Origin of the sequence: Paraconexibacter algicola (assembly GCF_003044185.1) — a bacterium.
Lineage (GTDB): Bacteria > Actinomycetota > Thermoleophilia > Solirubrobacterales > Solirubrobacteraceae > Paraconexibacter > Paraconexibacter algicola.
This window is the reverse complement of record NZ_PYYB01000001.1, coordinates 992,808-1,007,345: the sequence shown is the minus strand read 5'-3', so window position 1 is coordinate 1,007,345 and position 14,538 is coordinate 992,808. Positions and strand designations below refer to the sequence as shown.

Below are 14,538 nucleotides of genomic sequence, written 5' to 3'. Positions count from 1 at the left end.
CCGGTAGCGTCGCGCCCATGCTCCACGCCCACCGGCCCGACGCCCCGCCGCTCTCCGTGCGTCCCCAGCACGCCCCGCCCGGAGGCGCCGACCGGCTCCCGCGCCACCGCCTCCCGGACGGCGAGATGGACCCCGAGACCGCCTATCGCGTCGTGCACGACGAGCTGCTGCTCGACGGGCAGGCCCGGCTCAACCTCGCGACGTTCGTGACGACGTGGATGGAGCCGCAGGCCGCCCGGCTCATGGCCGAGTGCCACGAGAAGAACATGATCGACAAGGACGAGTACCCGCTCACCGCGGAGATCGAGGCGCGCTGCGTCAGCATGATCGCCGGCCTGTGGAACGCCCCGACCCGCCCGGACGGCGAGGGCGCCACGGGCTGCTCGACGCTCGGATCCTCCGAGGCGTGCATGCTCGCCGGCCTCGCGTTCAAGCGCCACTGGGAGGCGCGGCGCCGCGCCGCCGGCGCGTCCGTGGAGCGACCGAACCTCGTGATGGGCGCCAACGTCCAGGTCTGCTGGGAGAAGTTCTGCCGCTATTTCGACGTCGAGGCGCGCCAGGCCCCGCTGGCCCCCGGCCGCACCCACCTCGACGCCGACAGCGCCCGACCGCTCGTGGACGAGCACACGATCGGCGTCGTCGCGATCCTCGGCTCGACCATGGACGGCAGCTACGAGCCCGTGGCCGAGATCGCCGCGATGCTCGACGCGCTCGAGGACGAGACGGGCCTGGACGTGCCGGTGCACGTCGACGCCGCCTCCGGCGGGTTCGTCGCCCCGTTCCTGGACCCCGACCTGCTCTGGGACTTCCGCGTCCCGCGCGTGCGATCGATCAACGCGTCCGGCCACAAGTACGGGCTCGTCTACCCCGGGGTCGGCTGGGCGGTGTGGCGCAGCCGCGACGCGCTCCCGGAGGAGCTCGTCTTCCACGTCAACTACCTCGGCGGCGACATGCCGACCTACGGCCTGAACTTCTCGCGCCCCGGGGCCCAGGTCGTCGCCCAGTACTACGAGCTGCTGCGGCTCGGATTCGAGGGCTACCGGCGCGTGCAGCAGGCCTCGCGTGACACCGCGACCTGGATGGCGGCGCGGATCGCGGAGATCGAGCCGTTCGAGCTCGTGTCCGACGGCAGCGAGCTGCCCGTCTTCGCGGTGCGCATCCGCGAGGGGGAGACGGCCTTCGACGTCTACGACGTGTCCGCCCGGCTGCGGCAGTACGGGTGGCTCGTGCCCGCGTACACGTTCCCGGAGGGCCTGCAGGACCTCGCCGTGCTGCGCGTCGTCGTCCGCAACGGCTTCGGTCCCGAGCTCGCCGCCAAGCTCGTCGAGCACCTCGGCGAGGTCGTCGCCGCGCTCTCCGGGCGCGGCGCGGTCGGCGGGGAGCCGACCGCGTTCCACCACTAGCTGTAGTACTCCAGCGACTCGGCGAGCAGCCCGAAGTAGTGGGCGATGTCGCTGCGCGTGCCCGGGTTGCGCCAGCCGACGTTCAGCTGGCTGTCGTTGCCCGGGGACTCGAACGCCTTGAACTCGACGACCTCACCGCCGGGCCGCAGGTCGGGCACGACGCTGCGCGCGCGGCGCACCCCGCCGCGGAAGAGGTCCACGACCACCGCGCCTCCCACCTCGACGAGCGCGACGCGCACGCGGCGACCGTCCGGCAGGCGCGTCTCGGAGGCGGCGACCTCCCGGCCCGCGCGCGCCCGGGCCGCCTCCGCGCCGACGAGCAGCCGCGGCGGGGGCACCGTCGCGCCGCGCTCGAGCTCGACGCGCATCTGCACGTCGTAGGCGAACCCCGTCGTCCGGCCGGGACCGGTCTGGGCGCTCACCGGGCCGAACCACCGCTCGGTCCGCGCGCCCGCCGCGGGCCGCAACCCGACCCGGGCGCCCGGCAGGACCGCGAGCGCGACGAGGTCCCCGGCCAGCGCGGGCAGCGCCAGCGGGTAGCGGTGCACGCCGGTGTCGGGGACGACCGTGGGCTGCGAGCGGAAGACCTGGAAGATCTCGCCGCCCCGCCGGCGGAGCACCTGCAGGACCAGCTCGCCGCGCGCGCCGCGGACGGTCCACGCGCGGATCGCGCCGGTCGTCGGCACGACGGTCCGGCGGCCCGGCAGCTCGGTCTGCAGCACCGTGCACGCCGGCGAGCTGCCCGACGGGACCCGGTCGCGGCAGTCGCGGCCCCGCAGCTCGTCGGCCGGTCCGTCGAGCGCGCTGCCGATCGCCACGAGGCCGCTGCCGACCGGCGGGACAGCGTCGGCGGCCCGGGCGGGACCACGGTCCTCCGCGGGCACCAGCACGACGACCCCGGCGGCCGCCCCCGCCGCCGCGAGCGCGCCGAGCAGCAGCAGCCGCCGGCCGGGTCGCGCGCGGCGCGGCGGGGTCACGCCGGCCGCGTCCCGGCGATCTCCGGCAGTCGACGGCGCGGGGTGCGCGGGCGGGGCCTCGTCCCGGGCCGGCGCCGCGGGAGCGGCCCCCGACGGCGGGTCGACGGTCGAGGCCTCCGCGCGGGTCGCGGGCACCGGCGACGGCAGCTGCGCCGCCGCGGGGCCCAGCGCGTCGCGCAGCGCGTCCGTGAACGCGGTCGCGGTCGGGAAGCGGTCGGCGGGCTCCTTCGCGAGGCCGCGCGCGAGCACGGCGTCGACCGCCGCCGGCAGCGCGGGCCGACGGGCGCTCGCCGCCGGTGGCGGCTCCTCGACGTGCGCGAACAGGATCGCGGCGTCCGTCGGGCGCGGGAACACGGTCTCCCCGACCAGCAGCTGGTGCGCGACCGCCGCGAGCGCGTAGCGGTCCCCCGCGGCCGACGGCGGCCCGCCGCGCACGAGCTCCGGGGCCAGGTAGGGCAGCGTCCCGATGACCGCCCCGGCGCGCGTGGTCGCCTCGTCGTCCTCGTCCCCGCGCGCCAGGCCGAAGTCCGCCAGCCACGCGCGGTCACCGTCGACGAGCACGTTGGACGGCTTGACGTCCCGGTGCACGACGCCCGCCGCGTGCGCGGCGTCGAGCGCGCCCGCGACCTGCTCGAGCACCCGCAGCGCGCGGCCCCCCGGCAGCTCGCCGACGCCCAGCAGCTCCCCGAGCGTCGCGCCACGCACGAGCTCCATCGCCATCCACGGCCCGTGGACCGGGCTCTCCCCGACCGCGTGCACGCGCACGACCGCCGGATGGGCGAGCGCCGCCTGGGCGCGCGCGCCGCGCAGGAACCGCGCACGCACCGTCGGGTCGTCGGCGGTCCCGGAGAGCGGGACCTTCAGCGCGACCGGCGCGCCGCCGCCGGGCGGGTCGGCCTCGACCACGATCGCGGTCGTGCCGCGCCCGAGCTCGCGCCGGACGCGATGGCCGGCGATCTCGGTCCCGGGGGCCAGCACGGCCCGGGATCCTACTTCCGGTGCGGTGCGCGGATGGCTGTCGGGCGGCGGGGACTCCACGGGGCCGGACGCTACGCGCGCCCGACCCCGCGGTCAGCCACCCAGGGGATGGGCCGCACCCACCCCCGTGCCGCTCACGGGAACGCGGGGATCGGGCCCTGCGCGCTCGCGACGACCGGGCCCGGGTCCTGGACCTCGGGCGGCGCGACGTACGGCGGCGCCTTCGGGCGCTCCTCGCCTCCGGGGAAGGCGAGCCGCAGGATCGTGCGCTGGACCATCAGCCACTGCTGCAGGAACGGGCCGGTGTTGTACGGGAGCTCGTACTGCTCGCAGATCGCCTTCACCTTCGGGGCGATCTCCTTGTAGCGGCTGCTCGGCATGTCCGGGAAGAGGTGGTGCTCGACCTGGTAGCTGAGGTTGCCGCTCATCAGGTGGAAGGTGTCGCTGCCGTCGATGTTCGCCGCGCCGAGCAGCTGGCGCAGGTACCACGCGCCCCGCGACTCGTCCGCCGCCTCCTCCTCGGTGAACGTGTACGCCTGGTCGGGGAAGTGGCCGCAGAAGATGATCGCGTTGGACCAGATGTTCCGCACGAGGTTCGCGGTGAAGTTCGCGGCGAACGTCGCCTTGAAGCCCTTGCGGCCGCTCAGCGCCGGGAACGCGATGTAGTCCTTGAGGATCTGCCGGCCGGCCTTGCGACCGATGCCGCGCAGCTCGCGCTTGAGCTCCTTCGGGTCCTTCTTGCCCTTGCGGATCGCCTCGATGTCGAGGTCGTGCAGCGCGACGCCCCACTCGAACAGGAGCATCAGCAGCACGTTCACGACCGGCTGCGCGAGGAACCGCGGCTCCCACTGCTGCTTGGGGTCGACCCGCATGATCTCGTAGCCGACGTCCTTGTCCTTGCCGACGACGTTCGTGTACGTGTGGTGCAGGTAGTTGTGCGAGTGCTTCCAGGACTCCGCGGTCGAGGCGGTGTCCCAGTCCCAGGTCGAGGAGTGGATGTTCGGGTCGTTCATCCAGTCCCACTGGCCGTGCAGGACGTTGTGCCCGATCTCCATGTTCTCGAGGATCTTCGCGACGCTGAGTCCCGTGGTGCCGAGCACCCACGCCGGGGGGTAGCGCGAGGCCATCAGCACGATCCGCGAGAGGGCGGCGAGGCGGCGGTGGAACAGGATCAGGTTGCGGATGTACTGGGCGTCGCGCTCGCCGAGGTCCGCCTTCACCTCGTCGTGGATCGCCTGGAACGCGTCGCCGATCTCCTCGATCTGCTCGGGCGTCAGGCGGTGCAGCGGATGGTTCGGGTGGTCGCTGGTGTAGGTGGCGGTGGTCATAGCTCGATCTCCACGTGTCCTTCCGGGGCGTTGACGCAGGTACGGACGGTCTGGCCCTGCTCGCCGTGGACCTCGCCCGTGCGGAGGTCCCGGACCTGGCCGGCGCGCAGCCGGCCGACGCAGGTGTGGCAGATCCCCATGCGGCAGCCGTAGGGGAGCAGGCCACCGGCCTCCTCACCCCCGACGAGGATCGAGACGCCGGGCGCGCAGGTGGCCTCGACGTCGGTGACGCGGAAGCGGACGGTCCCGCCGCCCCCGACCTCCGCGTCGCCGCGACCGATGATCGGCTGGAAGCGCTCCATGTTCAGCCGGTCGGGGTCGCCGACGGTCTTCCAGTGGTCTTCGAAGACGTCCATCATCTCGCGGGGACCGGAGAGGAACGTGTCGCGCTCCGCCCAGTCCGGCACGAGCTCGGCGAGCGTGTCGGGGGTGATGCGAGGGACCTGTCCGGTGAGGTGCTCGTGCAGCGTGTACCCGGGGTAGCGGGCGTGCATCCGCCGCAGGTCCTCGCCGAAGATGACGGTCTCGGGCTCGCGGGCGCAGTGGATATGCACGACGTCGGTCAGGGCGTCGCGGCGCTCGAGCTCGCGGATCATCGCCCAGATCGGCGTGACGCCGGAGCCGGCGCTGAAGAAGAGCGCCTTGTGCGGGAGCGGGTCGGGCAGGCGGAACTCGCCCTCGACCTGCCCGAGGTAGACCATGGCGCCGGGCTGGACGCGTCGCGTGAAGAACGGCGACATGAGGCCCTCCTCCACGTGCTTGACGGTGATCGACACGAGGCCCTCGGGATGGTCGGGATCGCTCGTGAGCGAGTACGCGCGCCAGTGGCGGATGCCGTTGAGCTCGGCGCCGATGCGCAGGTACTGGCCGGGCCGGTGGCCGGGCCAGGGGAACGACGGCTTCACGACGACGGTCGTCGCGTCCGGCGTCTCGGGCTTGAGGCGCACGATCGTGCCCATGAGCTCGCGCGCGGACCAGCGCGGGTCGAGCAGGCCGAGGTAGTCGTCGGGGACGAGGGGGGTGGTGATGGTCCGGGCGGCTCCGACGAGCAGTCGTCGGAGGCCGGAGATCTTGGGCGCAGCGCCGTGTTCGACCATGGCGGGACGCTACGCCTGTCGGAGGTTCGGGAGCAACCGGGGAGCGTCGTGCATCACATGTCATGGAATCATGTGACATCGTTTCATGTCAAATAGAGACAGGAGGTGGGCGCATCCGGTTAGGGTCGCGTCCATGGCCAAGAACCCCCTCCAGCTCCTCACCGGACTCCGCATCGCCGTCGGCGTCGGAGCCTTCGTCGCCCCCAACACCCTCGGCAAGCTCTTCGGCATGGACGTCGACGCCAACCCGCAGGCCTCCTACATGGCCCGTCTGTTCGGCGCCCGCGACGTCGCGCTCGCGGTCGGCACCAACGCCACGACCGGCCCGTCCCGCGCGACCTGGATCAAGATCGGCGTCCTCACCGACGCCGCCGACGTCGTCAGCGCCGTCCTCGGCGGTCGCGACGGCAGCCTCCCCAAGACCACCGCCGTCCTCGGCGGCCTCACCGCCGCCGGCGCCGTCGCCCTGGGCGTCGCGGCTGCGAACGCCGGCGAGTAGCACGCGGCGCGGGCGCCGCGAGCACGCGCGTTCGCCGGGGCGCGCCCGGCCCGACCCGGGCGGTTCTGGGTGATCTGCGGCCCATATCCGGCATCCAGATCACCCAGTTCGGCCGTGCGGGCGGGCCGGCGGGCGCGCGCGGTGGCGCTCGGGCGCGGCGGGCGTCAGGGGACGCCCCGGCGCACGCTCGCGGCGCGGGGTCCGCGGTTCTGGGTGATCGCAGGTCCACATGTGGCACGCAGATCACCCAGTACGACGGCACGTGGCGCGCACCGCGCGGTACTGGGCGAGCCCGAGCCCAGATATGGCACGCAGATCACCCAGTACGGCCGTGCGTTGGGGCGCGCCCGGCGCTCCCGATCAGCCGGTGACGAGCTGGCCGAGCGCGGCGGCGTCGGTCTCCTGGACCTCGCGGTCCAGGCGCTGCGCGAACGCGGCGACGATCGCGTCCGTGAACGGGGAGAGGCGGTCGGGGCGGCCGTTCTCCAGGTACAGCGAGGTCATCTGGACCTCGCTCAGGCCGCACGGCACGATCCAGTTCCACGGCTGCATGTCGTTGCTGACGTTGATCGCGAAGCCGTGCATCGTGACGCCCTTGGCGACGTGCACGCCGATCGACGCGATCTTGCGGTCCTCGACCCACACGCCGGTGAAGTCCGGGCCCTCGCAGGTGCGGCTGTGCGCCGGCACGTGCTCGGTGGCGAGCGCGGCGATCAGCGCCTGCTCCATGTCGCGGACCAGACCGACCACGTCGGTGACGCGCATGATCGGATAGCCGACCACCTGGCCGGGCCCGTGGTAGGTGACCTTGCCGCCGCGATTGACCTCGACGACGTCGATCCCGTTCCCCAGGTACCAGGCGGCGCCCATCGGCAGGTCGCCCTCGCCGCGACGGCGCCCCACGGTCAGCACCGGCGGGTGGTCGAGGACGAGCAGCGTGTCCGGGACCTCGTCCGCCTGGCGCGCCTCGCGCAGGCGCTCCTGGATCGCCAGGGCCTGGCGGTACTCGACGGTCCCCAGTCGCACGACGCGCAGCGGTTCGCCCATCCACGGATCGTGGCACACCGCCGTGGGCGGCCCGACGGCCGGTGTGCGACCCTCGTCGGGTGGCCGACGCCGCCCCGAACCCGCCGCTGCACGACGACCTCGACGACGAGCCCGTCGAGCGTCTCTGGCGGTCGCGGCTGCGCTGGCGTCTCGCCGGCGCCACGATGTGGCCCGCGTTCTACGCGCTGACCACGCTCGAGGCCGTGATGCTGCACTGGCGGCCGATCGCCGGCGAGGGCATCGGCGTCCTGCCCGCCTTCCTGCTCTGCGGGTTCTTCAACCTCGCGGTCGTCGCCGTCGGCGCCCCGGTCGCCGGCTGGCTCCTGCGCCGCCGCGTGCCGCGTCTGCCGAAGGACGTCGCGGTCGACCGCGCCGGCACCGGGCTGCTCGGGGCGCTCGCCGCCCTGCTGCTCGTCCTCGGCCTCGCGCACCACGACGACATCGTCGACCGCGAGCAGGACTTCTCCGCGCAGTCCGCCGCGGTCCGGCGCTACGTGGCCAACCAGGCGCCGCCGGAGTTCCGCGCGAACATCGAGCGGGCGGACACCTACATGGCCGGCCCGGACCTGTACCGGACCTGCATCCCGGGGCCGGACCCGTCCAAGCACCTCTGCCTGCTCGTGCAGACCGATCAGAGCCCGCCCGGGATCCGCGTCGACACGAGCCAGGAGCCGAACTCCCGGTTCGCCGGGCCGGACAACCCCGGCCGCCGCGGCGGCGGCTGAACGTCGTAAGCGCTACCGCGCCAACTTCGGGGCCGAACGCTCAAGCCTCCGCGCGCGCGGGCCGAGTACGCGAGGAGATGCGGCCGACGCGCGTGATCCTCGCCTCCCTGGGAACCGGCATGAGCCTGGTCCTCGTGGGCGTCCTGCTGCTCGCGTCGGTCAGCACCGTCGTCGCCTTCAAGGGCTGGCCCGGTGGCGCCCCGCAGCTGCCCGACACGCCCGCCGCGATGCTCGCCGACGCGGGCGTCCCCGTGCAGGCCGACACCGTCGCCGCCCGGACCGCCCTCGTCGTCCCGGAGGCCCCGCCGACCGCCCGCGCGGCCGTCCGCGCCCCGCGGCGCACCGCCGTCCCGCAGGCGATCCCGGCGCCGACCGACACGCACGTCGAGGTCACCCGCCGACCCGCGCGCAAGGTGACCGGCAACGGCGCCGTCATGCCCGCCCGCGAGTGGGGGGACGGGCCCGGCGAGACCGCGCCCGCGCAGAAGAAGCCCGCCCGCCGTCGCCCGGCCACCGAGGTGGTCCGCGAAGTCGGCGCCGGACTCGGCGGCGCACTCGACACCACCGTCAGCGAGGTCGGCGCCAAGCTCGACCCCGTCAGCCCGACCCTCGGGCAGACCGTCGACGACACCGGTCAGGTCGTCGGGGACACCGTGCAGGGCGTCACCAACACGGTCTCCGACATCCTCGACGCCCTGAAGCCGCGCCGCTGAGCGCGGCGGGCGACCCGGCCGCTCAGATCTCCGCGCGCTCCAGCAGGTCCCGCACGCGCGCCAGGAACGCGGCGGCGTGCTCGCCGTAGACGATGCGGTGGTCGCACGAGAGCGTGAGGTCCATCGTCGCGCGCGCCACCACCGCGCCATCCCGCACCACGGCGCGCGGCGCGGCCGCCCCGACCGACAGGATCGCGGCCTGCGGCGGCGTGATCACCGCCGCGAAGCGGTCCACCCCGTGCATGCCGAGGTTCGCGACCGTGAACGTCGCGCCGCTCAGCTCGCGCGCCTCGATCTCGCCCTCCCGGACCCGCGCGGCCAGGCGGCGCAGCTGGTCGCCGATCTCCTCGACGGTCGCGCGGTCGGCGTCGACGATCACGGGCGCGTACAGCGCCTCGGGCGTGCCGACCATGACCGCGACGTTCACCCGCTCGTGCAGCTCGACGCGCGCGTCGCGGTAGGCGCCGTTGAGCCGCGGGTGCTCCCGCAGCGCGCGACCGACCGCCCCCACGACGAGCTCGGTGATCGTCGGGACCGGCTCCTGCGCGGCACGACGGCGCTCGCGCAGCGCCAGCAGCGCCTCCGCGTCGACCGCGACCGTCACGTCGTAGCTCGGGACCGTGGCGCGCGACTCGGCCGCGCGGCGCGCGATCAGCTGCTGCACGCGCGTCAGCTCCTGCACGGTCACCTCGCCCTTCGCGAGCCCGACACCGGGGGCCGGCGGGGAGGCGGGGGCGGCGGTCTGCTGCGGGTCGGCCATGAGCCTCAGCCTAGTACGGGGCGTATCCCGGGCAGTGCTCCGCTACCAGGCCGACACCGCCGCCGACGCGGCGACCGCGTGGGCGCTGCTCGCCCGGCCCGACCGCTGGTCGGACTGGGCCCCGCACGTCCGGGGCGCCTGGGGGCTCGGCGAGCCCGAGGTGCGCGAGGGCGCGCGCGGCGCCGCGCGGCTGCTCGGCGTGGTGCCCGTCCCCGCGCGCATCACGGCGGTGGAGGAGGGGCGCAGCTGGACCTGGGACGTCGGCGGGATCCTCATGGACCACGTCGTGGAGCCGCTCGAGCGCGGCGCGGTCGTCGCCGTGCAGCTCCGCGCACCCGCCCCGGTGGAGGCGCTGCTGGCCCGCACCTACGGGCCGGTGGTCGCGCTGCTCGTCCGTCGCCTCGCGCGGGTCGCAGAGCGGCCCTCCGCGGGCCGCTGAGCCGCGACGCGCGCCACGGGGGCGGTGCTACTCGGCCGCGCGGCAGACGGCGCGCGCGGTCAGCGCGAGCGTCTTGACGTCGAGCCACAGCGAGTGGTTGTCGACGTACCAGTTGTCGGCGGCGGCCCGGTCGGCGATCGACGTCTGGCCACGCAGCCCGTTCACCTGCGCCCAGCCCGTGATGCCCACGCGGACGCGGTGGCGGTCGGCGTAGCGGTCGACCTCGGCGCTGAACTGCTCGACGAACTCGGGGCGCTCCGGCCGCGGGCCGACGAGCGCCATCTCGCCGCGCAGGACGTTCAGGAGCTGGGGCAGCTCGTCCAGCGAGGTGCGGCGCAGCAGCTTGCCGACCGGGGTGCGACGGTCGGTGCCCTCGACGCCGCCGGGCGCGCTCCCGGCCGTCGGGCGGAAGTCGCGCGCCTCGACGGGGGCGGGCCCCATCGACCGGAACTTCAGGATGTCGAACGTGCGGCCGTCGCGGCCGACGCGGCGCTGGCGGTAGAGGACCGGGCCGGGGGAGGAGGCCTTGACCGCGGCGGCGATCACCAGGAGGAGCGGCAGGAGCACCACGACGGCGACGAGCGCCAGGAGCCAGCCGGCGGCGTGCTTGACCGCGAAGCGCAGGGCCGAGGCCTGCGGTGCGGGTGCGGGCTCCACGGCGTGCCGCGGGGCGGTCGGGGGTGCGTCGAGGGGCGTGGTGAGCGTGAGCATCTGGTCCTCCCTGCCAGGAGCTGAACGGTGGTGTTCGCCTGCAGGGAAAGGATCGGCGCCCGGCAAGCCCCGCCCCATCACCGGACGGGAGGGTCGTGCGGGCGCTCCGCGGTCCTCCGACAGAACATCGGTGCATCGGCCCGAACGCCGGTTCGGGTCGCCCGATCGGAGGACCCGCCGGGACCCGATCGGTCAGCGGCGTCGTGGGATCGCTACGGCAGGTCGGAGGCCGACTCGATCGCCGTCCAGCGATCGAGGAACTCGTCGGCCTCGAGCTGCGCCAGATCGGCGCGCAGCGCCCGTGCCATGCGGGCTGCGTCGGCGGGCAGGCAGTCCCAGAAGAGGACGACCTCGCCGCTGTCGATCTCGACCACCTCGAGGTGGTCCACCCGGTCCGGGGGCGCGAGGATCCGCCAGCCGCGACCGCCCCGGGTCACGAGCAGCTCGTACGCGCGGCCCGCCCTCACGCCACGGACGCGTCGATCGCGGCCGCGGCCGCGTCCAGGCCGGCGTCGCCGACGAACACCGCGTCCCCGACCACCACGGACGGCAGGTCGCGCACCCCGTCGGCGCGCGCCGTCTCGCCCGCACGGTCCAGCGCGGCCGCGACGTTCCGCGTCCCGACGCCGACGAGCAGCGCCCGCGGGTGGATCTCGCAGGCGGCCGCGGCCAGCAGCACGGTCTGCTCGGCGCCGAGGTCCGCGCCCCCCGCGTAGGCCTGGCGCAGCGCCGCGAGCGAGAACGCCGCCACCTTGCCGATGCCGCGCGCGTACGTCGCCGCCCGCAGCGCCAGCTCGTCGTCGAACGGCCAGGCGGCCGGCCAGCGCAGCGGCTGCAGGTGCCGGCCCGCGACGACGTCGGACATCGCGCTGCGCGCCGCCACGTCCCCCGGGGCGGGGTGCAGTGTCGCGGGGTCGGCGAGGTCGCGCCGGCGGACGGGGATGAGCTCGGGCACGACCCCGAGGGTGTGCACGAGCCGCTCGATCGCGAGGTAGCTGTCCGGCGTGGCGAAGTCGTAGTAGAAGCGGACGCCGTCGCCGAACTCCGCGTCCTCGACGTCCGCGGGCGTCGCGGCGGGACCGTCCTGCGGGCGGATCACCCGGAGCACGTCGTCGTCCCGCTCAGCCACGGTCCGACACCCGACCCCGGGCAGCGACGTCGTCGCGAACCCTCACCCGTGGATGAGCCAGCCGTCGGCCGCGCGGGCGGCCTCGAGCACGGCCTCGCTCATCGTCGGGTGGCCGTGGATCTGCCGGGCGAGCTCGGGGTAGCCGCCCTCGAGCGCCTTGGCGTTGACGATCTCCTGGATCATCTCGGTGCACTTCGCGCCGACGATGTGCGCGCCGAGGATCTCGCCGTACTTCTTGTCGCCGACGATCTTCACGAGGCCCGTGCGGTCGCCGTAGACCGCGCCCGCGCCGACCGCGCCGTACTGGACCTTGCCGACGACGACATCGTGCCCGGCCTCCTTGGCCTGCTCCTCGGTGAGGCCGAACGAGGCGACGTTCGGCAGGCAGAAGGTGGCGCGCGGGATGTCGACGTGCACGAGCGGGTGCGTCGGGGTGCCGGTGAAGTGCTCGACCGCGATGACGCCCTCCTCGCTGGCCTTGTGGGCGAGCGCCGGGCCACGGACGAGGTCGCCGATGGCGTACACGCCCTCGACGCTCGTGCGGCCGTACTCGTCGACGTCGATCAGGCCGTTGTCGGCGAGCTTGACGCCCGCGGTGTCGAGGCCGAGGCCCTCGACGTCCGGGCCGCGGCCGGCCGCGATGACGAGCCAGTCGGCCTCGCCCTCGGTGCCCCCGTAGGTGAAGGTGACCTTCTCGTCGGAGGTCTGGACGTTCTCCACGAACGTCGACGTGTGCACGTCGATCCCGGTCTTCTTGAACTGCCGCGCCGCGATCTTGGAGATGTCCGCGTCCTCGCTGGGGAGCACGCGGTCGAGGCCCTCGAACAGCTGCACGGTGACGCCGAGGCGGGCGTACGCGGAGGCGATCTCGGTGCCCGACGCGCCGGCGCCGACGACCGCGAGGGTCTTCGGCAGCTCGTCCAGCGCCCAGGCCTCCTCGGTGCCGATGACGCGGCCGCCGAACTCGGTGCCCGGGATCGGCTTCTTCACGGAGCCGGTCGCGAGGATGATGAGCTTCGCGCTGAGCGTGTCGTCGCCGACCTTGACCTTGCCGTCGCCGAGCAGCGACGCGAAGCCCTCGACGTACTCGACGCCGTTCTTCTTCAGCAGCCCGGACACGCCGCCCGTCAGCGTCTTGATGACCTTCAGCCGCCGGTCCGACACGGCCGAGTAGTCGATCTCCGGCTCGGAGACCTTGATGCCGAACTCGCCGGCCTCGCGGACCTCCTGCGCGATGTCGGCGACGCGGAGCACCGCCTTCGCCGGGATGCAGGCGACGTTCAGGCAGCGACCGCCGACGTCCCCCTTCTCGATGCAGGCGGTCGTGAGACCGAGCTGCGCCGCGCGGATCGCGGTGACGTAGCCACCGGGACCCGAGCCGATGACGATGCAGTCGAACGAGGAGTCAGCCATGCATCGAGCCTATCGAGGCCGACGAGCCTCGGGCATCTGCACGCGGGCCATCACGCGGATCATCGACCAGAACAGCCAGCCGCCGTACGCGATGACGGCGAGGCAGAGCACGAGCGCGAGCACGTTGGAGGCGACGACGACGGACAGTCCGGCGATCAGCACGGTGAGCGCCAGGAGCGCCTGGAAGCCGAGGATCGCCCAGTACTTGTGCTTGTACATCCCGACCGCGGCGACGACGAGGATGATGCTGAACGCGGTCACCCCGACGTACGCGTTGGCGCCGTCGGTGTCGGAGTTCTGCAGCTCGTAGCCGGACAGCGCGAGCGTCACGTTGGAGATCGCGAGGACCAGGCACGTCGCGATCCCGAACTTCAGCGGGCGCGGGTGCTCGTCGGGGGCCAGCGGGCGCAGCTTCGCGCGGACCTCGGCGTTGCGCGCCTCGGACTTCGCGGAGCGGCTCGCGTACTGGGCGCGCATGTCCGGCTTGGCGCGCTCCAGGCCGGGCGGCGGGGTCCGCCGCACGCTCTCGGGGGCGGCCTGCCCGGACTTGCGGCTACGGCGTCCCAACGGGGTCCTCCTGCGTCTGGGTGATGGCGGCGCGCAGCGCGCGTGCGGCGGCACCGCACGCGTCCAGGTCGGGCGCGTCGGCGATCGCGCGGACGACCGCGATGCGGGTCGCGCCCGCCGCGCGCACGGCGGCGACGTTCGTCGTGTCGATGCCGCCGATCGCGAACCAGGGGAGCGTCGCCGCCGACGCGGCCGCGTGGCGCACGTACTTGAGGCCCGCGGCGGGCCGCCCGGGCTTCGTCGGCGTGGCGTGGACCGGTCCGACGCCCGCGTAGTCGGCGCGGTCCAGCCAGGCGCCGTCGAGGTCGTCGGGCGCGTGCGTCGACAGCCCGACGAGCAGCGACGGGCCGGCGAGCGCGCGCGCCTGCTCCACGGAGTGGTCGTCCTGGCCGACGTGCACGCCGTCGGCCCCGACCTCCTTGGCGAGGTCCGGCCGGTCGTTGAGCACGAACAGCGCCCGGTGCTCGTGCACGACCCGCCGCACGACCTGCGCGGCGGCGCGGATCGCGTCGTCGTCGGCGTCCTTCATCCGCAGCTGCACGATGTCGACCCCGCCGTGCAGCGCACGCACGAGGACGTCGGCGAGCGGTCCTGCGCCGGGCTCGGCGTCGGTGACGAGATAGAGCCGCGCCCGGTCCAGGCGCGCGAGGCGTTCGGTGCGGGACAGCTCGGCCATCGGCGATCTCCCAGGGTACGTGGCTGCGGCCCCGCGCGATGCCCGGCCGTGCCGCCGTCGGCGCCGGTCGCGGTCC

General features: G+C 74.4%; 16 protein-coding genes. 5 read left to right on the top strand and 11 right to left on the bottom strand.

Features of this window, described 5'->3' with window-relative positions; all coding sequences use genetic code 11:
* Positions 1-17 precede the first annotated feature (17 nt).
* Positions 18-1,403 (top strand): glutamate decarboxylase, encoded by a 1,386-nt coding sequence (gene gad, locus C7Y72_RS04740; RefSeq protein WP_107567439.1) that lies wholly within the window; start codon positions 18-20, stop codon positions 1,401-1,403.
* On the opposite strand, the gene C7Y72_RS04735 is transcribed toward gad, so the two are convergent.
* The 3 genes from C7Y72_RS04735 to C7Y72_RS04725 form a co-directional block, all read right to left on the bottom strand.
* Positions 1,400-3,358: a serine/threonine-protein kinase gene (locus tag C7Y72_RS04735; RefSeq protein WP_158276646.1), complete on the bottom strand. Its 1,959-nt coding sequence runs from the start codon at positions 3,356-3,358 to the stop codon at positions 1,400-1,402. The two genes, gad and C7Y72_RS04735, sit on opposite strands and share 4 nt — an antisense overlap.
* A 134-nt stretch (positions 3,359-3,492) precedes the next feature.
* Positions 3,493-4,686, bottom strand: coding sequence for a fatty acid desaturase family protein (locus tag C7Y72_RS04730; protein ID WP_107567437.1), 1,194 nt, complete (start codon positions 4,684-4,686; stop codon positions 3,493-3,495).
* Positions 4,683-5,783, bottom strand: coding sequence for a ferredoxin reductase (locus C7Y72_RS04725; protein WP_107567436.1), 1,101 nt, complete (start codon positions 5,781-5,783; stop codon positions 4,683-4,685). The genes C7Y72_RS04730 and C7Y72_RS04725 overlap by 4 nt, the downstream gene beginning before the upstream one ends.
* 133 nt (positions 5,784-5,916) lie before the next feature.
* Between C7Y72_RS04725 and C7Y72_RS04720 the strand changes: the two genes are divergently transcribed.
* Positions 5,917-6,282, top strand: a complete 366-nt coding sequence (locus C7Y72_RS04720; RefSeq protein WP_107567435.1) for a hypothetical protein — start codon at positions 5,917-5,919, stop codon at positions 6,280-6,282.
* Between the two features lie 360 nt (positions 6,283-6,642).
* On the opposite strand, the gene lipB is transcribed toward C7Y72_RS04720, so the two are convergent.
* Positions 6,643-7,329 carry a lipoyl(octanoyl) transferase LipB gene (gene lipB, locus C7Y72_RS04715; RefSeq protein ID WP_107567434.1) on the bottom strand — a complete coding sequence of 229 codons (687 nt, stop codon included), beginning with the start codon at positions 7,327-7,329 and terminating at the stop codon, positions 6,643-6,645.
* A 59-nt stretch (positions 7,330-7,388) separates the two neighbouring features.
* On the opposite strand from lipB, the gene C7Y72_RS04710 reads away from it, so the two are divergent.
* Positions 7,389-8,054 carry a hypothetical protein gene (locus C7Y72_RS04710; protein ID WP_107567433.1) on the top strand — a complete coding sequence of 222 codons (666 nt, stop codon included), beginning with the start codon at positions 7,389-7,391 and terminating at the stop codon, positions 8,052-8,054.
* Between the two features lie 77 nt (positions 8,055-8,131).
* A complete protein-coding gene (locus C7Y72_RS04705; RefSeq protein ID WP_107567432.1) occupies positions 8,132-8,767 on the top strand; it encodes a hypothetical protein in 636 nt (211 codons plus the stop codon).
* Between the two features lie 22 nt (positions 8,768-8,789).
* Here C7Y72_RS04705 and C7Y72_RS04700 read toward each other — a convergent pair whose 3' ends face one another.
* Positions 8,790-9,527, bottom strand: coding sequence for a 2-oxo acid dehydrogenase subunit E2 (locus C7Y72_RS04700; RefSeq protein ID WP_233243720.1), 738 nt, complete (start codon positions 9,525-9,527; stop codon positions 8,790-8,792).
* A gap of 34 nt (positions 9,528-9,561) precedes the next feature.
* On the opposite strand from C7Y72_RS04700, the gene C7Y72_RS04695 reads away from it, so the two are divergent.
* A complete protein-coding gene (locus C7Y72_RS04695) occupies positions 9,562-9,966 on the top strand; it encodes an SRPBCC family protein (RefSeq protein ID WP_199223857.1) in 405 nt (134 codons plus the stop codon).
* Between the two features lie 27 nt (positions 9,967-9,993).
* Here C7Y72_RS04695 and C7Y72_RS04690 read toward each other — a convergent pair whose 3' ends face one another.
* From C7Y72_RS04690 to thiE, 6 genes are all read right to left on the bottom strand, one after another.
* Entirely contained in the window at positions 9,994-10,677 is a 684-nt protein-coding gene (locus tag C7Y72_RS04690; RefSeq protein ID WP_199223856.1) for a sugar transferase, read from the bottom strand.
* Positions 10,678-10,889: 212 nt separating this feature from the next.
* Positions 10,890-11,144 (bottom strand): hypothetical protein, encoded by a 255-nt coding sequence (locus C7Y72_RS04685; protein ID WP_107567429.1) that lies wholly within the window; start codon positions 11,142-11,144, stop codon positions 10,890-10,892.
* On the bottom strand, positions 11,141-11,806 hold the full coding sequence (locus tag C7Y72_RS04680) for a DsbA family protein (RefSeq protein WP_158276645.1): 666 nt from the start codon (positions 11,804-11,806) through the stop codon (positions 11,141-11,143). The genes C7Y72_RS04685 and C7Y72_RS04680 overlap by 4 nt, the downstream gene beginning before the upstream one ends.
* Positions 11,807-11,848: 42 nt before the next feature.
* Positions 11,849-13,219, bottom strand: a complete 1,371-nt coding sequence (lpdA, locus tag C7Y72_RS04675) for a dihydrolipoyl dehydrogenase (RefSeq protein ID WP_107567427.1) — start codon at positions 13,217-13,219, stop codon at positions 11,849-11,851.
* Positions 13,220-13,228: 9 nt separating this feature from the next.
* A complete protein-coding gene (locus tag C7Y72_RS04670; RefSeq protein ID WP_146175258.1) occupies positions 13,229-13,786 on the bottom strand; it encodes a hypothetical protein in 558 nt (185 codons plus the stop codon).
* The gene (thiE, locus tag C7Y72_RS04665; RefSeq protein ID WP_107567425.1) at positions 13,773-14,462 is read right to left on the bottom strand and encodes a thiamine phosphate synthase; all 690 of its coding nucleotides are present in this window, start codon (positions 14,460-14,462) and stop codon (positions 13,773-13,775) included. The genes C7Y72_RS04670 and thiE overlap by 14 nt, the downstream gene beginning before the upstream one ends.
* Positions 14,463-14,538: the final 76 nt, after the last annotated feature.